Source organism: Pseudogracilibacillus auburnensis, assembly GCF_003201975.1.
In the GTDB taxonomy this organism is placed as follows: domain Bacteria; phylum Bacillota; class Bacilli; order Bacillales; family Amphibacillaceae; genus Pseudogracilibacillus; species Pseudogracilibacillus auburnensis.
This window is the reverse complement of record NZ_QJJQ01000022.1, coordinates 20,913-40,500: the sequence shown is the minus strand read 5'-3', so window position 1 is coordinate 40,500 and position 19,588 is coordinate 20,913. Positions and strand designations below refer to the sequence as shown.

The following is a 19,588-nucleotide window of genomic DNA, read 5'->3' as shown; positions in this document are numbered from 1 at the left end:
TGAAGGAACTTGAATAAGCCAACAATTTATATTACTAGAAAGATTCCTCCGTATTTAATCGAACCGTTTAGTCAGTATTTTCAGTTTCAGATGTGGGAGGATGAACATACTCCTATTCCAAGAGAGATTTTAATGAGAGAAGCGAAGGAAGCGGACGGATTGCTCTGTTTATTAACGGAAAAAATAGATCGCGCTTTTCTTGACCATGCATCCCATTTAAAAATTATTGCTAATATGGCTGTAGGATATGACAATATTGATGTGGAAGCAGCGAAAGAAAAAGGGATTATTGTTACAAATACACCTGATGTATTAACAGAGACGACCGCTGATTTAACATTTGCTTTATTGATGGCAACTGCCCGAAGATTAGTAGAAGCCAACCATTTTATCTATCAGGATAAATGGGGAGAGTGGTCGCCATTTTTATTAGCTGGTACAGATATCCATCATAAAACAATTGGAATTGTAGGAATGGGACGGATTGGGGAGGCAGTTGCAAGACGTGCGAAAGGATTTCAGATGAATCTTTTATACCATAATCGAACACGTAAAAAAACTGTCGAACAAGAACTAGATGTATCCTATGTTTCTTTTGAGGAATTACTTGAAAAATCAGACTTTGTCGTGTCTTTATTACCTTTATCCGAACAGACAGAAAATATTTTTGATAAAAGGGCATTCGAACAAATGAAATCTTCTGCTATTTTTATTAATGTTTCGCGTGGTGGAGTCGTAGATGAAAAAGCATTATACGATGCTTTAAAAAACAAAGTGATTACGGCAGCTGGTTTAGATGTATTTAAAGATGAGCCGATCCCATCATCCCATCCGTTCACCTCACTCTCAAATGTTGTTCTACTTCCCCATATAGGGTCAGCAAGTATAACGACAAGAGAAAACATGCTTACACTTTGTTTGGAAAATATTCGTGCTGTTTTTCAACATGAAGCGCCGATTAGCCCCGTTTAGAAGGCAGATATCCGTGTGAAAACTTTCTAATCAGTATTGTAGAAAAATAAAAACAGTTGGAGACTATAGCCTTTCTCCAACTGCATTTCCTTTAAAACACTTGTTCAATTTCTGTAACTCCTGGAACTTCCGAAGTTAATGCTCGCTCAATCCCTGCTTTTAACGTAATTGCTGAGCTGGGACAGTTTCCACAAGCACCCATTAATCGTAAAAGCACTACACCATTTTCATCTACGTCAATTAATTCAACGTCGCCACCATCTCTAAGTAAAAAAGGGCGCAATTTATTTAACACTTCTTGTACTTGTTCTTTCATTCGTAATTTCTCCTTCCCATTATGATTACATATAGGATCAACAGTGATATAATATATGAAGTAATTATTAATATAGTTATTCTAGTTTCATTTTATCTTTTTTTATGCATTTTGTAAATGAAAAGAATTTGTCTATTTAATAAACATGCAGGAGGTAGATGAAAATGAGTAACAATAAATTATCTATAACGGTATATGGTAAGGAGCAAATTTGCGCAAGTTGTGTCGGTGCACCAGGTTCTTGGGATACGTATGAATGGCTTCAAGCGGCAATAGGACGCAAATTTGGTAGCGAAAAATTCACGTATGAATATATTGATATAGATGAAACCAAACATCTCAATCAACATAAGCAAATAATAGAGCGTATCGAGGCCGAAGATTTATTTTATCCACTTGTTTTATTGAATGGAGATGTTATCGCAGAGGGAGTCCCTCACCTAAAAGACATATACAACGCGATCAAAAGCCACGGGGTATAAGGAAAGAAAAAGTGTATATTATTTGAAGGAAAGGAAGTCCATTTGTATACTTAATATATACAGTAATAATAGAGGAGGTCATACGTTGGTTATTAAAATTACAGATGATGCTCGTCAACAGATTAAAGAAATGTTAAAAAATGAGTCAAAAGAAAGTAGACTCCGCTTTGGAGTGAAAGGCGGAGGGTGTAGTGGTCTTTCTTACTCATTAGGATTTGATGATGAAGTAAATGAAGAGCTTGATATGATAGATGAAATAAATGAAATTCCTTTCGTTATTTCAAAACTAGATATTCCGATTATCGAAAATACGGAAATCGACTTTAAGCAAAATATGATGGGTGGAGGATTTAGCATTAATAATCCAAATGCCATTATTTCTTGTGGGTGTGGTTCTTCATTTAGAACGAAAGATAAGGTTGGCACACCAGGAGATTGTTAACGGGTATTGATACGCATGATAAAGATTACTAAGGTAATAAATAAAAACAACTTTTTAACGTATAACATAGGTTAAAAAGTTGTTTTTTTGTAAAAAGAGGTATCTATCATCTGAAAACCCTTTTGCGATACTTAAAACATACTCGTTGAGTGGCGTGGTTGAATTCTTGCCTTAGGATCAATAAACTGCATAGCGTTATTTACGGCTGTAGGACCTTCACCAAATCCGGTGGCAATTAATTTAACCTTCCCATCAAATGTATTAATGTCACCTACTGCATAAATTCCAGGAATAGTGGTTTCCATTTTTGAATTTACGACAATACTGTTACGTTCAATTTCTAGACCCCAATTTGCAATTGGACCTAGTCTTGAGATGAATCCATAATTACAAATAACAGCATCGACATCGATTTTCATGATGTTTTCGCCTCTCGTTTCTTGTAGGACGAGACGTTCAATTTGATCGTCCCCTTCAATATCTGTCGGGACGTAAGGAGTTAAAATGTTCACGGATGATTGTTTTAATTGTTCGATACTATGTTCATGTGCTCTAAATTCATCGCGACGGTGAACGAGGGTTACTTTTTTTGCAATTGGTTCAAGCATCAGCGCCCAATCAACGGCAGAATCTCCTCCACCTAAAATAACGACATGTTGATCTTTATATTGACTCATATCCTTGACATAATAATGTAAATTCGTATCCTCAAATTTCTCACAATTATTTATATTTAAACGACGCGGCTCAAATGCACCGTTACCTGCTGTTATAATAATGACCTTTGAATAGTGGACTTCTTTATTTTGTGCTGTTAACTTAAATGTTCCATCGGCTAATTTTTCAACCGTTTCGATCGTTTCCCCTAAACAAATAGTTGAATCAAAAATATCTAACTGTTTTTCTAAATTATTTACTAACTCTTGGGCACGAATTTTTGGAAATCCAGCTACATCGTAAATATATTTTTCAGGATATAAAGCAGTTAGCTGCCCTCCAGTATGTGGCAAACTTTCGATTAATTTTACGCTAGCTTGCCTCATTCCTCCATAAAATGCTGTAAATAGACCAGCTGGTCCTGCACCGATTATTGTTATATCATATATTTTTTCTGTCATCGTTTTCCCTCCACACTATATCGACCATTTTACACCATTTTCTTTTTTTCATAAACAAATGTGACTTCAATGAAGGAAAAAGGTGTGGAACAAAATAAAAATGTGCTACATTATTCATAGTTAACGTATCGAAAAGGGAAAGAAGGCGCTTGTCTTTGCATTTTTCATGTTCAAACTATAAAATAATATGAGGATTAAGAAATGATCGAACTTAAGTGATGGCATGTTTTATATAAATGGTATGGAAGGGGACATTGTTTTGATTCAACTTATTGTATCGGTGTTGTTATATTTTGTTATTTTCTTTGGAATCGCATTTATTTTAAATATGTTACTTAGACGAACATGGCTTATGGCTATTTTATATCCATTTGTTATTTCATTAATAGTTGGTGATAGTTCATTTAGCGAATATTTTACCAATACGGGTGAGGCTTTTTCTAGTACTTTTACAAAAATGACTTCACTTGCTCCAGTTGATATTATTATATTATCTTCTGGTTTAGTTGGTACAATTGTGTCTGGATTTGTCATTAAATTTTTACGAAAAAGTGGCTATCAAATGTTTTAATCCCAAAAATTTAGTAAAAAATGAATATATTACTCCATTATTGGAAAAGATGACATCCTAAAGAGAGTTTATAAAGGTGTATCTTTATTCTCCTTTTGAACTCGTACTTAAAAAGAGGTGTTATCTATGTCTATTCGAAAATTATCGTATAAAACGATGATGGCCTTTTTGTTTCTAGGAGCTGTTTATACAACTTTAAGTACCTTATCAAATGTAAGTATATTTGATATAACGGAAAGTTTAGCAGCAGAAGTAAGTACGAAAAACACGACAACAGAAAAGCAAACGTATTTACCAGAGAAAGAATTCAATAAATTAATAGAACAAAAAAAGTATATCTCAAGTGAGCAAATTGCAGAACCTAGAACATTAGAAGAGGCAATTGATTTTAATCAATATCCAAGTACAAAAGTAATGGCAACAGGATATACAGCAGGTGTTGAATCAACAGGAAAAACTCCAGATCATCCTGAATATGGAATCACTTACTCGGGTGTGAAAGTAAAAAGGGATCTATATTCAACCATTGCAGCAGACTTAGACGTGTTTCCACTTGGAACAATATTATACATCCCAAACTACGGCTATGGTGTTGTAACAGATATTGGTGGAGCGATTAAAGGCAATAAAATTGATTTATACTTTGACACAGTAGAAGAAGTTTATAATCAATGGGGAAAAAAAGAGGTTGAAGTTTTTGTCGTTCAAAAAGGGGACGGCAAAATTACAGAAAAAGAAATTGAAGTATTGAATGAAAATGAAACCTTACAAGTATTTAGAGATCAATTTAGAGAATCTTAATATGTGAAGTAAAAAGACCTAGTGAGCTAGGTCTTTTTTTGAGCCTGTTGGCTGAATTTATTGCTTTTTCGCTGAATCATTCTCATTCGCGCTCTATTTTACTGCTTTCGCGCTGAATAAATCTAATTCTCGCTGAATTCTGTTGCCTTTGCGCTGAACATTCTTCTCTTAAGATTGTACATTAAATGCTTAAAATTCATTCTCTTTATTTTTCTCTTTTAACAGCATGGCTTTTATTTGGTCTACTTCATCCTGTTGATATAAGGATTTTTCTATCGTTGGTCTATATTTGCTTATTTGATATTTTAAATATCCTTCCCCGCTAAATAATTCATCCATAAGACTTTCTAATTTTAAAAATTTGGATTGATTTATATCTCCTTTAATAACTGATTCATCTTTTAATTCTTTAATATCTTGAATCTCGGCATTTTCCCGTCCAATTACACTAACTGCTTTTCCTAAAAGTCCTGTTGGAACAAACAATTCAAATGAAATATTTGGTTCCACTATGGTGGTCCCTGCTTGCAGTAGAGCTTTATAGAGAACATAAGGAGCTAATTTTCGAAAGTCAGATGGTGTACTTACAGGACTATAAAATAAAGCATCTTCCAATGTAATATCTATATCAATTAAAGCTAGGCCGTATAATCCTTTTTTTACTTCTTGATTAATCCCTTGTTCAATTGCCCGCTGAAAAGATTGTCTTAGATAACCTGTGGTTACTAAACTTTTATACCGTATACCTAAGCCTTCATTACCCTCCACTTTCAGCATGATTTCCGCCCAATATGGATTAATAGACTCCTCTATTTCAATTCGTCCCCATCCCGTTTTTTTCACCTTTTCCTTATATAATACTTGTGGTAAGGATAAAGACAATGTCTCAAACGGATACATTTGTCTTAAGGTGTCTTCAAGGAATTCTTGTTGTACCTTGCCATAAGTCATCATGCTAATCTCATTTGTCGTTGCATCAATTTGCAAATTTAACAACGGATCTTCTAAATAAAGGTTTCTTAACAGTTTTAATAAAATAAAACGTTCGTGTTCCCCAATATGAAAAGTTGTTTTTAAAGTTGGCAACTGGATTGGAATAGTTTTTTCTTTCAATGTATTTATAAAATCTCCAATTTTAAGGTCTTCTACATCGGGTAACATAAAAATGTCTCCACTATTTATCTTCGTTGCCTCTACAAATTGATTGTCTTTTAAACACAACAAGTTACTAATTTTTAATTTCGTCTCTGCGTTGATTTTTACATGCTCTCCTCTAGATAGCTTTCCAGAAAGCAAATTCAGGTAAGTCTGTTTTCGCTCGTTAATAAATTCCACTTTATAAACAATGGCAGACTGTACATCACTTACTTCATGCATGACATTAGCCGTCTCACAGATAAAGTCAAGTAACTCTTTTACACCCAAATTGTTAATGGCAGATCCTTTAAAAACAGGATACATGCTATGAGCAAGAAATCGATGCCTCAACTCTTCTGCTATCATCTTCGTTTCTATTTTATGATTATTAAGGTATTGCTCCAACAAATGATTACTATTCTCAATTACTTTCTCTCTCATTTCTGTTTCTTCTATTTTTTCCATTTCTACAAGCTGATCAGACAGCTTTTCATACATCTCTTCAATTAACTTTTTAGCATTTGCTGTTAATAAGTCTATTTTATTCACAAAAATAATTACTGGAATACCAGCTTCAAATAATACATCAAATATCCGCCTTGTTTGAGGCTGTAAAATATCATTACTCGATACCAAAAGAATAGCAATATCGACAACGGATAAAGAACGAATGACCTCTCCGAAAAATTCAATATGACCCGGCATATCTAAGATATTGATTTTTGTACCTTTCCATTCTATGGAAATAGAACTGGTCTTAATGGTAATCCCGCGTTCTTTTTCTATATTTAATGTATCAGTTAGTGTATTTTCCTTTTTTATACTTCCTTTTTGATAATCTGGATGTGCCAGACTATATATCGATTCGGTCAACGATGTTTTTCCGGCATCAACATGGGCGACAATTCCAACATTAATAATTTTTTTCATAAAAAAGAGACTTCTATGGGTTTGCTAAAAAACACTCTTGCCATACCATAGAAGTCTTTGATCAGTCCTTCATCATAGAGTCCAAGAGTATTTCTATCAAAGCACACCAAATAAACATAAGAATCATGTTTTTTAGTTTACTTATAAAGAAATACCTCGCCGCATACTGATCACTCGCTTTTCATTGATAAAGCAACTGTAACGAATTTTTCAACATCTGTCAACCTCATGGCGTATGGAGGAGAAATGAAATTTTATCGTAAATTTGCTGTGCGTATGATGTTTTCCAAGAAAGCTATAGACGATTCTTTTTTAACAAAATATACACTCCCAATTGTAGTAATAGTGAAGCGGGAAAATAGATAGCTTCTACATGAACATATAAAAAAAGTTTTTTTATCAAACATACCACTGACAGTCCTTTCGTGTCGGGACTTAGTGTGAAAGGAGATAAAAGAACAAAATTTTCTTCTACCTTCACTGGATCCTAAAGTTTTCATCTAATTATTTTGCTGGTACAGATAAAGAATACATTTTCCACTTATGAGTTCGTGACATTGGCTGGTAGTGTGGTGACCAAACACCAATGAAACGTAACAAGCTATCGCTAAATACAGTGAACCTTGAACGATAGCTCTAGTCGTTTTGACGGTACTATGAACAAGTGGTTTTAAGAAAGGGCAAGACTTCTACGTACCGAAAAAAACGTTTCTTATATGGACAAACGCATAGTATTCATTCGTACCGTCGTTTTAGAGGAGCTTGTATTAACCAATTTTAAGAGAGGCCCTTCAATATGTATCAGTTTATAAAGATGATTTTGTGCAAGTAGTATCTCAAGTACGTATGTCGGAAAAGGAAAACGAATTAACCAAGATACAGAATACACTATTACAAACGGAAAAACGTATCGCTGAACTAGATGTGATCTTCAAACATCTATATGAGGATAATATTTCGGGAAAACTGAGTGATAAACGGTTTATTCAGTTATCCAGTGAGTATGAGAAAGAACAGGAAGAATGAAAAGTCACCTTTGACAAATTGCAAAAAGAGTTAGATGGACAAGAGAAAAAGAAAATGAATGTCCGTAAGTTTGTCAATATGGCAAGAAAATATACGAAACTGGAAAAGTTGGATTCAACGATTGTAAGGGAATTTATTGACAAAATCTTGGTGTCAGCAAAAGATCGAAAAACAAAGACACAAGAAATTACAATCGTCTATCATTTTATTGGTGCGTTTGATTTTAATAAAGCCATCAATCAAACGAAGAAAGAAGATAAAAACAGTAAAGTTGGCGTGATTTAATACGACGCCAACTTTCGCACAAATGTTTTCTTAATCCATAGGGGCATTGTGCCCGATTTATTCATTGATATAAAGGATACACTAAAAATGCAATTGCAATACCTGTTAAAGCACCAACAAACACTTCAATTGGTTTATGGCCTAACAATGTTTTAAGTTCGGCCCTTTTTTCGTATTCACCTTTATTATGCCAATCAGAAGCTTCGGCCCGAAATGTTTGAAAATCTTTTACGAGCATATTTAAAACAACCGCATGCTCGCCAGCCTCCCGTCTTATTCCCGAAGCATCGAACATGGTAATAATACTAAACACAAATGCAATAGCAAAAGGAACGGAAGAAACTCCATTACTTATTCCTACTGCTGTTGTAAGCGCACATACAGCAGCTGAATGACTACTAGGCATACTACCAGTTCCAAAAACAAGACCTGGTGCAAATTCTCTTGTAGCAATAAGATGAATCGGTACTTTAATGACTTGCGCAATAATAATGGCAGCTAATGCTGAAATTAATGGGAAATTTGTTACGATATTGACCAATTGACTCACCCTCTCAGGACGGTGTTTAAAGTATACCACTTCTTTACTTGTCTAAACAAATGATTATGGGATTTTGGATTATCATAGGAGTAAAATGCCTTGTCATCCTATTTTCTAGTGACGCAATTATTTTAAAGCTGTTTCTAGTGCGAGTTCCATCATCGCATTAAATGATGTTTGTCTCTCTTCCGAAGTTGTAATTTCTCCAGTGATGACGTGATCTGATGCAGTTAAAATGGATAAAGCTTTTCGATTATATTTAGCGGCAAGTGTATATAATGCCGTTGTTTCCATTTCTACCGCTAAAACATTATAGTTAGCTAATAAACGGTTAACTTCTTCGCCATTATCACGGTAAAAAACATCACTTGTAAATACATTGCCAACATGGGTAGGTAAGCCTTTTTCAATTGCAATATCGTGCGCATTTTTTAATAAATTAAAATCAGCTAAAGGTGCATAATCGATGCCACCAAAAACAAGTCTGTTTACTTGTGAATCTGTCGTTGCCCCTTGTGCTAAAATAATGTCACGAACTTTTACATCTTCTTTCATCGCACCGGCAGTTCCAACACGAATTAATGTTTGTACATCATATTCATTAATTAATTCATTGACGTAAATAGAGATGGAAGGAACACCCATACCAGAACCTTGTACAGAAATACGTTCACCTTTATATGTACCTGTGTACCCATACATTCCCCTTACTTCATTATATTGAACAACGTCTTCAAAATACGTTTCTGCGATAAATTTTGCCCGTAATGGATCACCTGGTAATAGAATTGTTTCAGCAATATCACCTTTTTGTGCACCAATATGAATACTCATAACATCCTCGCTCCTTTTTTAATTATATATTTTATGATAATAATGTTTCTCTAAATCAGCAATTCTTGATAGCGATAAAGTATTAAAGGCTGTATCTTCTTGTTGTAATTGTACTTTTATTGTTTCCACAGCTTTCCGTAACGAATCTTTATACGGCGGGATGTCCCCATCATAAATTTGTGTATCTCTTTTTCTTGCATTCATTTTTTCTTCAAATGCTAGTGCCTTTCGTTCATGAAAAGCTACTCCTTCTACTTGGCCACGGCTATGTAAATCACCCTGTGTCGGATGAACAACGACTGCAAGTACTTTGACAAGTAGAAAATTTCGTTTATCTTCCAGTACTTCTCCAATATATGTACCAGAATTATAACTTGTTTTTACCATATCACCAACATTTATTTGTTGCACCTGTTTTACCTCCCAATAAATGTTCTTATCTCTATTGTGGCAAAAATATAACCACCTGTCTAATGGTTTACGAAACTTATCCTATCACATGAGAAAAAATAAAAAAAGGAAGGGAAAAATAAAGGAGAGGGACTTAGAGGTTTGATTGGAAAGAGAAACCTATTTGGTGAACGATTTAGTACTAGGTGATCAGTTAAAAAGGCGTCTTTTAGTAGAACAAATTCACGGACTATCAAGGATCTTTCAATTTTTAAATATAGTTTTCAATTCCTCTTCATCTAGATCATCAATAAGGTATATTTTTTTTCGTAATGGGTCATAGACAATTTCAATCGATTGTCCAACATATGGGGCCGAAAACCAGTAGAAAACTTTTTTTACTGTTTTTTTAATATAGGTCCCTTTATAGACAAACCCGATCGTAATACGGTATTGTGGATTATCATTCATTTCAAAGGCTGTGCCAGTCAAAGAGGTAATTGCTGCCTTATATTTACCACCACCATTTTTAAATGCGCGTCTGATGTTTCTCCTTTTTTTCTTGGATCGAAACGTTCCAAGAAGAAAAAGGACAATAGGGATACTGGAAAAAAGAATAAAATACATACCTAACTGCTGTCCTACAGGGTCATTTTTGAGAAATGAAAGATACTTTTCTAGGGTGATTCGCTTACCCTTATCTTCTAGCTCTTTGATTTTTGTTTCCTTTTGTTCGATAATGTTTTTTGACTGCTCGGCATTTGACGAGGTTGAATCATATTTCTTCGGAAAGAGTATTGATTTCATTTTTAAGCAAAACAATTTCTGCTTGATACTGATTATAATCCATCGACGTTAAAAACACGATCACACCAAAAACTACGAACAGAACTAAATAAGACTACTCTTGTCATAAACATTTTCTCCTTTTATAAACTTATTATTTTAATCATAACGAACTAAAGTAAGCAGGATACTAATGTAATGTTATTTTTGGGTAAATTTTAGAAGTATAGAGAGAAGATCAAGATGATAGTACCGAGTAGAATGGATAATGTAACATGAAAAAAGTACATGCTAGCATTATCTGCAAATTTACTTGATAAAAAGGGCTAACAAATGGAAAAATATTATTTGGTTTTATCTAAAATCTATATTTCATATTTTAAGTGCGTGTTCAAAAAGATCGATAAAAGAAGACCTGAGAAGTTCAAAGCGGCGTAGCTCCTAAGAAACTCGCGTATGCTTTTACATACGTGAGTACCGGAAAAGCAAGCCAACGCAGAAATTCGATGTGTCATTTTTGTTGGACTTTTTTTTGAACATCCTCTTTAATGATATTATTCACTTGATAAAACTAATATTGTGGCAAAAATATAACAAATTTGCGAATAATGCAGCGTTTGATTAATGTATGAGAAGAATTTTGCTATAATAGACTAGAAGAAGGAAGTGATTAGGATGTTTATGGAATTTTTATATTTCCCAGAAGATAAATCAGAGTATATCCCGGCCTTTATTACGCTCGTCATTTTCATGATTGGGGCACTGGCAACGATGTACTTATTTTATAAAAAATCAAAAAAAGATGAAAAAATGTTCGATGAACAATATGATATCAATAAATATAAAATAGATCATGATGAGAAAGTAAATAAATAAAAAGGACTCCTTAGGAATGTACCGTTGCAGTAAGTCACGGTACATGCAATACTAGGGAGTTTTTTAATATTCGTTTAGAACGAATATTTCTACATATACTAATGATTCAGAAACGAAATAAAGGGAGTAATAACATGCGCTTTTTTATCGTTATCATTAGTATATTTTTATTATCATCTTGTCATTTAATGGCAAAACCGAAAACAGCAATAAAAGTTGATATGTATAATACGACAGGTGATATGGTTGGAACTGCTAACTTAACAGAAGATCCAAAAGGGGTAAAAATTAAACTAAAACTAGAAGGTTTAACCCCTGGGTTTCATGGATTACATATTCATGAAGTGGCTAAATGTGAACAGCCTGATTTTAAAAGTGCTGGAAATCATTTTAATCCAGAAAATAAAAAGCATGGTTTATTACATCCAAAAGGGGCCCATTTAGGGGATTTAAAAAATATTGAAGCAGATCATAATGGAGCGGTTGATGTTGACGTTTTAGCACCTGATGCAACATTATTAAAGGGAAGTAATAAATCACTTACAGACCAAGGTGGAACCTCGTTAATTGTTACGAGTGAACCTGATGATGGAATGTCACAAATAAGTGGAAATTCAGGAGATCGCATCATTTGTGGAGAAATAAAAGAAAATAAAAATGAAATTGATCAGGAAAAGCCGACAGATCCAACGGACAAAAAAGACGAAAAGAAAAAGTGACGTTTCTCATGACGTCACTTTTTTAAATGGTTTACAGCGCGAATAATTCGATTTATTCCATCTTCTAATGTTGCCTTTGGACAAGCAATATTGATGCGCATAAATTGTTCTCCATCTTTTCCATAAGCGGAACCAGGATTTAGTCCAACTTTCGCTTGTTCGATCATAAATGTTTGCAAATCTTTATCGTCTATATGAAGTTTACTACAATCGACCCAAAGTAAGTATGTAGCTTCCGAATCAATTACTTTTAATATGCCATTTGTTTCTTCTTCAAGTTTTTTCTTCGCATACCGTTTATGTTCCAATAAAACGTCCATTAAGTCGGTAAGCCAAGGTTTTCCGCTTTCATAAGCGGCTTCTAAAGCGATGACACCCATTGTATTTAGCATACTAAAACCTTGTTGTGCAAGTTCACGATTTATTACGACTCTCTTTTTCCTATCTGTTGTAACGATAAAAGATGCTTGCAATCCTGCTAAATTAAATGTTTTAGTGGGGGACATACATGTAATCGTTTGTTCAGCAATTTCTTCTGATATAGATGCCATCGGAATATGTGTATACCCATCAAAGACTAAATCAGCATGGATTTCATCGGCAAATAGTAAAACATCATATTTGATACACAGTTTTGCCATTTTAAGTAGTTCATCTTTTGTCCAGACTCGTCCAACTGGATTATGTGGGGAACAAAGGATAAATGCTTTCACACCTTGTTGTAACTTCTGTTCAAAATCAGCAAAATCAATTTCATATTTTTCTCCATTGTACACAAGTGGATTTTCGACGACTTCACGATTCCCATTGCGGATTATATTAAAAAAAGGTGTATATACTGGTGTTTGCAATAATATTTTATCATTTGCTTTCGTAAAAGATTGAATGGCTACATGTAAACTTGTAATGACACCAGGGCTAAAAGAAAGCCAATCAGTCTCGATGTCCCAGTTATGCTTATATTGAACCCAGTTTTTTACACTATTTTTAATATCATCATTTATAATGGTATATCCATAGATACCGTGTTCAGCCCGTTCTTTTAGTGCTTGATTCACCGCTTCTGGTGCTTTAAAGTCCATATCGGCAACCCACATCGGGAGTATGTCATCTGTTTGAAAAACGGTTTGTACGTGATCCCATTTATATGAATGGGTATTTTTTCTATTGTAAATTGTTTGAAAATCGCTCATCATAAACCCTCCTCACTGTACTTCTATGTCTATTATAAAGCATAACGTAAAAAAATGAATAATACTACTATTTGGATATGATTAAAAAGAAGACCGAATTTTTCACAAAAAAAGAGCAAAGCGTTTACCGCTTTGCCTACAGGGGGAATACGAGAAAGTCTTACATACTAAAGTATACCCATCTATAAAAAATTTAAACAAAAAAGGTACAATTATTTTTCGAAATGTGTAACTTTTTATTAAAAAGGCGTAATTCATTAAAAAGTCGGTTTACCTAATAGGCGAAACATATTCCTTTTATAGTCTTCTACACCAGGCTGATCAAATGGATTAACTCCTAGTAAGTAACCACTAATAGCACATGCCTTTTCAAAAAAGTAAACTAAATAACCGAAAGTAAATGCATCAAGTTTTGGAAGTTGAATAACAAAGCTCGGTACACCGCCTTCTGTATGAGCAAGTAAGGCACCTTCAAACGCTTTATCATTTACTTCATTTACTGTTTTTCCAACCAAATAGTTTAAACCATCTTCATTTGATTCATCATATTCAATAGAAATATCAGATTTTGGCTCCTCGACATGGATGATCGTTTGAAATAAATGACGTTCTCCGTCTTGAATATATTGTCCAAGTGAATGAAGATCTGTTGAGAAACTTGCAGCAGCCGGGAAAATTCCTTTTCCATTTTTGCCTTCACTCTCGCCGAATAATTGTTTCCACCATTCTTGAAAATAATGAAAGCTTGGTTCATAGCTAACAAGTAGTTCAATCAATTTACCACGTTCATATAGAATGTTTCGAACCGCAGCATATTGATAACAAGGATTTTCTTCTAGGTTTCGATTAGATAGCTCCTCTGATGCTTTTTTTGCGCCATCCATCATTTCATCGATTGAAATTCCGCTAACAGCGATTGGAAGTAGTCCAACAGAAGTAAGAACAGAATACCGACCACCGACATCATCTGGTATAACAAATGTTTGATACTTTTCTTTGTTTGCAATTGTTTTTAATGCGCCACGCTCTTGATCAGTTGTTACATAAATACGTTTACGAACTTCATCTTTTCCATATTTTTTTTCCATATATTTTTTAAAAATACGAAAAGCAATCGCTGATTCTGTCGTTGTTCCACTTTTTGATATAACATTGATCGATACATCCTGTCCATCAAGCATCTCAATTAAATCATTTATATAGGTAGCGCTCATATGGTGTCCAACAAAGATGACTTTTGGTACAGAGCGTTTTTTATTCGTTAATTCATTTTGGAAAGAATGGGTGAGTAACTCAATCGCAGCTCGGGCACCTAAATAAGATCCACCTATCCCAATGACGAGTAAAATATCGCTATTACGCTGGATTTCTTTCGCACATTGCTCTATTTTTTGATATTCTGATTTGTCATATGTATTCGGTAAGTCTAGCCAACCTAAATAATCATTTCCCGCTCCGGTCTTTTCATGAAGCTTTTCGTGAGCAGCATTTGTGTTGTCTTGAACAGATAGAATATCGTTTTTAGAAATAAACTGTTTTGCATTTTCAACATTAAAGGTAAGATACGTCATAATTTCCTCCAAAAAAATATAGTGAAAAGGAAAGGGCTGCACAATTAATCGAAAAACTGGCTCCCTTCCATGAGAAACAAGAATATTCACAGCGTCAGGACATGTTACTTGAAAAGTCATAGTAGAGTAATGGATTACTCCCTATCATTTTCATCATCCAAAGCACTTTTTTTGCGTGACTCAATAAGTAGCTATTCGTGTTCTCAAAGGTCAAATATCAAAAAAAAACGATCACAAGTAGCAGTTATTTATACCCTAAACGGTGTAAAGGTCAAGGATTCGGTCACGCTTTGTTGTCATTCGTACGTTACAAAATCCAAAACTCCATTTCACGGTCATGGTTAAACAACATTAATGTTACGCATTGATCGCAAAAGAAATATAGTTGGACGAACTCCGTAAGTCCACGTATTTTTGATTGAACGGGAGTGTCGCTTTTTCGTCGACCTACATTTTTTACTGAATTTTTTGATTGTCCATTTATATTTAAGGTAATGACTTTATCATATCTTCATATACATAATTCCAATAAGCTGCATCATGTCGAAATACATCAACTATTTCTTTTACATATTGACGAAAAGCCCCTTCGTAATCTGGGGAATCTTTTGTTGGTACATTTACTTTTAACTTTTCAACTAACTCTTTCACCTCAGGAGCCATTGGTCCCCATTTGGCGACTTCATTGCCTTCTTGGTCAATAAAAATAACAATTGGGATATAGCGTTTTCCGTCAACTGTATATTGATCCATTAATTCTAAGTTTTCATCACGCGGTAAAAAGCGGATTGGGATGTTGGCTTGTTCTGTTAAACGCAGTAGTATTGGGATATTGAGCATACAATGCCCACACCACTCTTCAGCAAGGACGATTGTACGAATATTTTCTTTATTCGACAAGGAATCAGAAGTTGGAACTGAAAAGTTTTCATAAATATGTAAAAAATTATCACGATGTTTTTGTAAAGAATCAATATACTCTTCTTTACTAATGCCACGTTCAAACCATTCATTTAAACTCATTTTCATCGCTCCTATTCAGTATATTTACCTATAAGTGTACTTGAATTAAAGAATAACGTAAAGATTTGTCACTCTCTTTTGAATGTAAGATGTTTCAAGTGTAAAATAGTCAATTGAGATGCAATACATCATCTATATTTAGTAAAGAAGAAGAGGATGACGATGGAGATAAAAGTTGCACATGAACACGATGCTTCAATTATTCATCAAATTATGATGAAGGCATTTATGAGATATAAAGACGATGCGTATCCTTCAAGTGCATTAGAGGAAAGAATAGAGTCTATTCGAGAAGCAATGTTAAATGGTGAGCAAGCTTTAATAAGTTATGTTGATGAGAAAACTGTTGGTATGGTTCGTTTTCGCCAAACGGTAAAAGAAATTTACTTTTACCGATTAGCTGTTATCCCGACGGAACAGGGAAAAGGATATGCGAAAAAAATATTAGCTTATCTAGAAAACTATGCTAGAAAAAATGGTGTGAAGATTATTTGCTGTGATGTACGGAAGTCTGAAAAAAGTAATATGAACTTATATCGATCGATTGGATTTGAAGTTAGTGGAGAAAGCTATGTGGAAAAAGAAAATGGAAAGTTGCAGATTGTTTCGATGAGAAAACATCTCTAAAGTGCGATATGGAAGGTCGTCCCCATGTGCTAAAATACATACGGATGACTTTCATGTTTATTTGGATTCGCCATATAATTCGCAAGACGCGCCATATAAACGCGAAGATTCGCCATATGGATGCTAAACTTCGCCATATTATTAGCTACATACGCTATATAAACACAAACTTGCGCCAGATTAGGATATCGAGCAAACTACTTCACAAAGTTTAGTCAATAATTATTACTAGGTGATTACCACTCACACGATTTATGAAACAGGCAAAAAATATCATTTGAATATAAAAGTTGTTGGAATTTGGTGGTAAAATGATATAAAGGGGGAGACTAGTTATGGAGACAAATGGCTTTACATACGCAGCAAATATGACGAACGCTTTAGCAAATGAGATTTCAGAAGTTAAGTGGGACATTCAATTAATACCCGAACTAGGTTCATTGAGAAAGCTCTTTATGCATATGGTTCGAGTAAGGGATGTTTATCGAGATGGACTCAAAACTGGAACAGTTCAATTCCCTGGTAACTTACCATCAAGAAAATAAAGGTAATAGAAGAATTAGAACGAAGCATGGAAGAATTAGCTAACGAATTTATCCAGTCTAAATTTGACAAAATAAAAATGGGGACAGATTATTTAACAAAAATGGAATTATTAGGCACAGCTATTCAGCATGAGGGTATTCATCAAGGACAATATTATGTAGCTCTTAAACAATCAGGATATAACTTACCCAAACAATGGGTTCAAGATTGGGATTTATAAAATGTCATTTCCAAGTTATTTTTAACAATACGTCTCTGTTAATATGAAATAACATTCAATTATTATTGCATTAAATATTAGTACAATCTACTTGTTTCCTAATAAAATGTATACCTCTTAAATACACTTCCCTCAAGGGCTAGAATGATGAATAAAAAGAGTGAAAATATCAGGGTAGATGGTAGAATCTTACATTTTCTTGGGAAGTCGTAACAGTGAAAAGTAGTAAAGATGAATGAGTGAAGGCATCGATTGGGGTACTCTTGTCAAGCTTAAAATTCCATTCAGATGATGGTGTAATGAAAGTTAGGCAAGCGACCATTTAATCCATATATCATTACGATATAAACATAGCGGAGATTGTGAGGTATTTAAAGAGAATTCGCTGACGTAGGTATAATAACTGTAAGAGATTAGCATGATGTACTATGTTAATAATATTATCACGGTACTATTGGTAAAAACACTAAATTACTTAAAAAATAACGTCGCAGTGGCATACGCTATCGAGGGTTACTTTTCATTACTTTCTTTTATTAATTTTTCTATTATTTCTTCCACATACTTTTTAATTACCTGATTTATAAATGGTACTTCTTTTTCTCCTGCATTTGAAACGACTTGATAAGTTGTAAAAAGACCTTTTTTATGTAAATAATTTACTTGAATCTTTCGTTTATACATAATGCCTTTTAGTTTCCTACGTTCATTTATTGCTTTTGAGATCATTCTCTCCATCAACTCTATATAGGGAGCTTTTATTTTAAATGGCCCATTTTTAACGTACTGTAGATCGAGCTCCAAATTTTTAATTGCTAAATTTATAAATAAATAACGATAAGCAATTTTAAGATCGTTTTGCATTTAAATCACCTTGTAAAGAATGTTTGTTTTTATTTTGGATGAGTCAATTGCAAAAAAGCTAATTCCAAGGGTAAATCCGAACATTACATATTAAAGGATCTTACTATTCGTGTATGCTAATGAAAACCTAATAGTTGGAACGGCAAGCGGTCGACTCCTATTCAGCTAAAAGCGGTCACGTCCTGAGACCGGGACTGCGCTTACTCGTCCCATCGAAAAGTGTTCGTGACCAACGCCCGACACTAGCACGTCCTGAGATTGCGATAAAATCTCGTCCCATCGAAAACATTGTGTGTCGCGGAAGGAAAGGCACAGGTGAGACTAGGGGGCTTTAGCTCAGGCGTTGGCTTAACGGCCGCTCGCTAAAAAGCGATCACATAGAGTCGAAACCAATAACTAATTTTCGTTGTTCCGATTTTTAACTGAAATATTAAATTTATTGTAGTTAAAAGGAATTGATAAGGTAAAAAAAGAGCCCCAATCATGGGACTCACTAACGGGGGACATGTTATAAGTTTCACCTAATACAATAAATATGATACGTTTAAATTGAAAAATATAGGCAACATGGTGACGAATTGTTGCCCAAATTCAACCTGAAACAGCAGCATAAAATTGCCTAGAATAGTGAAAAGGCAAAACAATTATTAAAACTAGTTATTAAAATACCTATGATAAAAACAAAACCAGAAACGAAATATATGTATGACGTCGTTCTGTTTTTTGTTTGTAAATGATTACCTTCAAACAGAAGTAGTGCCATTCCAAAAAGGAAAATGGCGATAGTGTAATTGAAAACTACAATGACAATTGAAAAAATGCAAGGACAAGTCCAATCCTTTCATTCATCCCTAAATAAATAACTTTCCATCGCATGTAGTATCATTTAAAGAAAATAAATACATATTTTTCTGGTTAACCTTTCTGGAAAGATATAAGTGCTGTAACTAAATAAAGGCTAACAGGATGAAACGACGCTTGAACGGGACGGTTTGCTTACTCAAGTATGATGATTCTCCATATATTAGTATTGATAGTTGCCTGTTTTAATACTTATAAGGAGAGTGAAACTGGTGAGTCGTAGAAATGAATTTATATCAGGAGAACGCGATTGGGAAAAAAGAAACAGACGTGACAGATTTGTTTGTGGATGTCGGAAAGAAAACGATGTGAGAGATGAAAGCTTTCGTCATTGTGGATGTCTAGATTGCAGACGGCGAAGAAATAGGGGAGCGATATGAAGGGATAGAGAAATAAAAAATCTATAAATCCTAATCTTAAAGCTATGAAGGATATGATCCACTGTTAAAAAGAGATT

23 protein-coding genes are annotated in these 19,588 nt (G+C 34.1%); 12 read left to right on the top strand and 11 right to left on the bottom strand.

Annotation, left to right across the window (positions count from 1 at the left end; all coding sequences use genetic code 11):
- Positions 1-9 precede the first annotated feature (9 nt).
- Positions 10-972, top strand: a complete 963-nt coding sequence (locus DFR56_RS20780) for a 2-hydroxyacid dehydrogenase (protein WP_110397377.1) — start codon at positions 10-12, stop codon at positions 970-972.
- 91 nt (positions 973-1,063) lie between these two features.
- On the opposite strand, the gene DFR56_RS20775 is transcribed toward DFR56_RS20780, so the two are convergent.
- On the bottom strand, positions 1,064-1,288 hold the full coding sequence (locus DFR56_RS20775) for a NifU family protein (protein WP_110397376.1): 225 nt from the start codon (positions 1,286-1,288) through the stop codon (positions 1,064-1,066).
- A gap of 164 nt (positions 1,289-1,452) precedes the next feature.
- Between DFR56_RS20775 and DFR56_RS20770 the strand changes: the two genes are divergently transcribed.
- Both DFR56_RS20770 and DFR56_RS20765 read left to right on the top strand, forming a co-directional pair.
- Positions 1,453-1,770, top strand: a complete 318-nt coding sequence (locus DFR56_RS20770) for a YuzD family protein (RefSeq protein WP_110397375.1) — start codon at positions 1,453-1,455, stop codon at positions 1,768-1,770.
- 85 nt (positions 1,771-1,855) lie between these two features.
- Complete coding sequence (locus DFR56_RS20765; RefSeq protein ID WP_110397374.1) at positions 1,856-2,212, top strand: HesB/IscA family protein; 357 nt, start codon at positions 1,856-1,858, stop codon at positions 2,210-2,212.
- Between the two features lie 131 nt (positions 2,213-2,343).
- On the opposite strand, the gene DFR56_RS20760 is transcribed toward DFR56_RS20765, so the two are convergent.
- A complete protein-coding gene (locus tag DFR56_RS20760; RefSeq protein WP_110397373.1) occupies positions 2,344-3,330 on the bottom strand; it encodes an NAD(P)/FAD-dependent oxidoreductase in 987 nt (328 codons plus the stop codon).
- 241 nt (positions 3,331-3,571) lie between these two features.
- Here DFR56_RS20760 and DFR56_RS20755 point away from each other — a divergent pair, with 241 nt between their 5' ends.
- Together DFR56_RS20755 and DFR56_RS20750 are read left to right on the top strand one after the other, a co-directional pair.
- Positions 3,572-3,901 (top strand): YuiB family protein, encoded by a 330-nt coding sequence (locus DFR56_RS20755; protein ID WP_110397412.1) that lies wholly within the window; start codon positions 3,572-3,574, stop codon positions 3,899-3,901.
- A 126-nt stretch (positions 3,902-4,027) separates the two neighbouring features.
- On the top strand, positions 4,028-4,702 hold the full coding sequence (locus DFR56_RS20750; protein ID WP_110397372.1) for a 3D domain-containing protein: 675 nt from the start codon (positions 4,028-4,030) through the stop codon (positions 4,700-4,702).
- A 189-nt stretch (positions 4,703-4,891) separates the two neighbouring features.
- Here the strand turns inward: DFR56_RS20750 and DFR56_RS20745 are convergent, their stop codons facing one another.
- Complete coding sequence (locus DFR56_RS20745) at positions 4,892-6,769, bottom strand: GTP-binding protein (protein WP_110397371.1); 1,878 nt, start codon at positions 6,767-6,769, stop codon at positions 4,892-4,894.
- An 822-nt stretch (positions 6,770-7,591) separates the two neighbouring features.
- Between DFR56_RS20745 and DFR56_RS20740 the strand changes: the two genes are divergently transcribed.
- A complete protein-coding gene (locus DFR56_RS20740; protein WP_110397370.1) occupies positions 7,592-7,795 on the top strand; it encodes a hypothetical protein in 204 nt (67 codons plus the stop codon).
- 18 nt (positions 7,796-7,813) lie between these two features.
- A complete protein-coding gene (locus tag DFR56_RS20735; protein WP_110397369.1) occupies positions 7,814-8,080 on the top strand; it encodes a DUF4368 domain-containing protein in 267 nt (88 codons plus the stop codon).
- A 61-nt stretch (positions 8,081-8,141) separates the two neighbouring features.
- Here the strand turns inward: DFR56_RS20735 and DFR56_RS20730 are convergent, their stop codons facing one another.
- The 4 genes from DFR56_RS20730 to DFR56_RS20715 form a co-directional block, all read right to left on the bottom strand.
- Entirely contained in the window at positions 8,142-8,621 is a 480-nt protein-coding gene (locus DFR56_RS20730) for a divergent PAP2 family protein (RefSeq protein WP_110397368.1), read from the bottom strand.
- A 126-nt stretch (positions 8,622-8,747) separates the two neighbouring features.
- Positions 8,748-9,455, bottom strand: coding sequence for a purine-nucleoside phosphorylase (gene deoD, locus DFR56_RS20725; protein WP_110397367.1), 708 nt, complete (start codon positions 9,453-9,455; stop codon positions 8,748-8,750).
- Between the two features lie 18 nt (positions 9,456-9,473).
- Entirely contained in the window at positions 9,474-9,866 is a 393-nt protein-coding gene (gene kapB / locus DFR56_RS20720; protein WP_244916603.1) for a kinase-associated lipoprotein KapB, read from the bottom strand.
- 243 nt (positions 9,867-10,109) lie between these two features.
- Positions 10,110-10,652, bottom strand: a complete 543-nt coding sequence (locus tag DFR56_RS20715) for a hypothetical protein (RefSeq protein ID WP_110397366.1) — start codon at positions 10,650-10,652, stop codon at positions 10,110-10,112.
- A 654-nt stretch (positions 10,653-11,306) separates the two neighbouring features.
- On the opposite strand from DFR56_RS20715, the gene DFR56_RS20710 reads away from it, so the two are divergent.
- Positions 11,307-11,507, top strand: a complete 201-nt coding sequence (locus DFR56_RS20710; RefSeq protein ID WP_242694853.1) for a hypothetical protein — start codon at positions 11,307-11,309, stop codon at positions 11,505-11,507.
- A 134-nt stretch (positions 11,508-11,641) separates the two neighbouring features.
- Positions 11,642-12,226 carry a superoxide dismutase family protein gene (locus DFR56_RS20705; protein WP_110397365.1) on the top strand — a complete coding sequence of 195 codons (585 nt, stop codon included), beginning with the start codon at positions 11,642-11,644 and terminating at the stop codon, positions 12,224-12,226.
- A 14-nt stretch (positions 12,227-12,240) separates the two neighbouring features.
- Here DFR56_RS20705 and DFR56_RS20700 read toward each other — a convergent pair whose 3' ends face one another.
- The 3 genes from DFR56_RS20700 to DFR56_RS20690 form a co-directional block, all read right to left on the bottom strand.
- On the bottom strand, positions 12,241-13,419 hold the full coding sequence (locus DFR56_RS20700) for a MalY/PatB family protein (protein WP_110397364.1): 1,179 nt from the start codon (positions 13,417-13,419) through the stop codon (positions 12,241-12,243).
- A gap of 257 nt (positions 13,420-13,676) precedes the next feature.
- Entirely contained in the window at positions 13,677-14,990 is a 1,314-nt protein-coding gene (locus tag DFR56_RS20695; RefSeq protein ID WP_110397409.1) for a glucose-6-phosphate isomerase, read from the bottom strand.
- 486 nt (positions 14,991-15,476) lie between these two features.
- Positions 15,477-16,013, bottom strand: coding sequence for a thioredoxin family protein (locus tag DFR56_RS20690; protein WP_158525746.1), 537 nt, complete (start codon positions 16,011-16,013; stop codon positions 15,477-15,479).
- A gap of 162 nt (positions 16,014-16,175) precedes the next feature.
- On the opposite strand from DFR56_RS20690, the gene DFR56_RS20685 reads away from it, so the two are divergent.
- From DFR56_RS20685 to DFR56_RS23595, 3 genes are all read left to right on the top strand, one after another.
- Positions 16,176-16,640: a GNAT family N-acetyltransferase gene (locus tag DFR56_RS20685; RefSeq protein WP_110397362.1), complete on the top strand. Its 465-nt coding sequence runs from the start codon at positions 16,176-16,178 to the stop codon at positions 16,638-16,640.
- A 335-nt stretch (positions 16,641-16,975) separates the two neighbouring features.
- Positions 16,976-17,185, top strand: a complete 210-nt coding sequence (locus tag DFR56_RS23600; RefSeq protein WP_244916602.1) for a hypothetical protein — start codon at positions 16,976-16,978, stop codon at positions 17,183-17,185.
- A 26-nt stretch (positions 17,186-17,211) separates the two neighbouring features.
- Positions 17,212-17,406 (top strand): DinB family protein, encoded by a 195-nt coding sequence (locus tag DFR56_RS23595; protein ID WP_244916601.1) that lies wholly within the window; start codon positions 17,212-17,214, stop codon positions 17,404-17,406.
- A gap of 513 nt (positions 17,407-17,919) precedes the next feature.
- Here the strand turns inward: DFR56_RS23595 and DFR56_RS20675 are convergent.
- Complete coding sequence (locus tag DFR56_RS20675) at positions 17,920-18,270, bottom strand: YhjD family protein (RefSeq protein ID WP_110397361.1); 351 nt, start codon at positions 18,268-18,270, stop codon at positions 17,920-17,922.
- Positions 18,271-19,588: the final 1,318 nt, after the last annotated feature.

Excerpts from the sequence above, each read along its gene's own strand:
- DFR56_RS20775 (WP_110397376.1), bottom strand. The coding sequence starts at position 1,288 with ATGAAAGAACAAGTACAAGAAGTGTTAAATAAATTGCGCCCTTTTTTA.
- DFR56_RS20770 (WP_110397375.1), top strand. The coding sequence starts at position 1,453 with ATGAGTAACAATAAATTATCTATAACGGTATATGGTAAGGAGCAAATT.
- DFR56_RS20760 (WP_110397373.1), bottom strand. The coding sequence starts at position 3,330 with ATGACAGAAAAAATATATGATATAACAATAATCGGTGCAGGACCAGCT.
- DFR56_RS20755 (WP_110397412.1), top strand. The coding sequence starts at position 3,572 with ATGGAAGGGGACATTGTTTTGATTCAACTTATTGTATCGGTGTTGTTA.
- DFR56_RS20750 (WP_110397372.1), top strand. The coding sequence starts at position 4,028 with ATGTCTATTCGAAAATTATCGTATAAAACGATGATGGCCTTTTTGTTT.
- DFR56_RS20745 (WP_110397371.1), bottom strand. The coding sequence starts at position 6,769 with ATGAAAAAAATTATTAATGTTGGAATTGTCGCCCATGTTGATGCCGGA.
- deoD (WP_110397367.1), bottom strand. The coding sequence starts at position 9,455 with ATGAGTATTCATATTGGTGCACAAAAAGGTGATATTGCTGAAACAATT.
- DFR56_RS20715 (WP_110397366.1), bottom strand. The coding sequence starts at position 10,652 with ATGAAATCAATACTCTTTCCGAAGAAATATGATTCAACCTCGTCAAAT.
- DFR56_RS20710 (WP_242694853.1), top strand. The coding sequence starts at position 11,307 with ATGTTTATGGAATTTTTATATTTCCCAGAAGATAAATCAGAGTATATC.
- DFR56_RS20705 (WP_110397365.1), top strand. The coding sequence starts at position 11,642 with ATGCGCTTTTTTATCGTTATCATTAGTATATTTTTATTATCATCTTGT.
- DFR56_RS20700 (WP_110397364.1), bottom strand. The coding sequence starts at position 13,419 with ATGAGCGATTTTCAAACAATTTACAATAGAAAAAATACCCATTCATAT.
- DFR56_RS20695 (WP_110397409.1), bottom strand. The coding sequence starts at position 14,990 with ATGACGTATCTTACCTTTAATGTTGAAAATGCAAAACAGTTTATTTCT.
- DFR56_RS20690 (WP_158525746.1), bottom strand. The coding sequence starts at position 16,013 with ATGAGTTTAAATGAATGGTTTGAACGTGGCATTAGTAAAGAAGAGTAT.
- DFR56_RS20685 (WP_110397362.1), top strand. The coding sequence starts at position 16,176 with ATGGAGATAAAAGTTGCACATGAACACGATGCTTCAATTATTCATCAA.
- DFR56_RS23600 (WP_244916602.1), top strand. The coding sequence starts at position 16,976 with ATGGAGACAAATGGCTTTACATACGCAGCAAATATGACGAACGCTTTA.
- DFR56_RS23595 (WP_244916601.1), top strand. The coding sequence starts at position 17,212 with ATGGAAGAATTAGCTAACGAATTTATCCAGTCTAAATTTGACAAAATA.
- DFR56_RS20675 (WP_110397361.1), bottom strand. The coding sequence starts at position 18,270 with ATGCAAAACGATCTTAAAATTGCTTATCGTTATTTATTTATAAATTTA.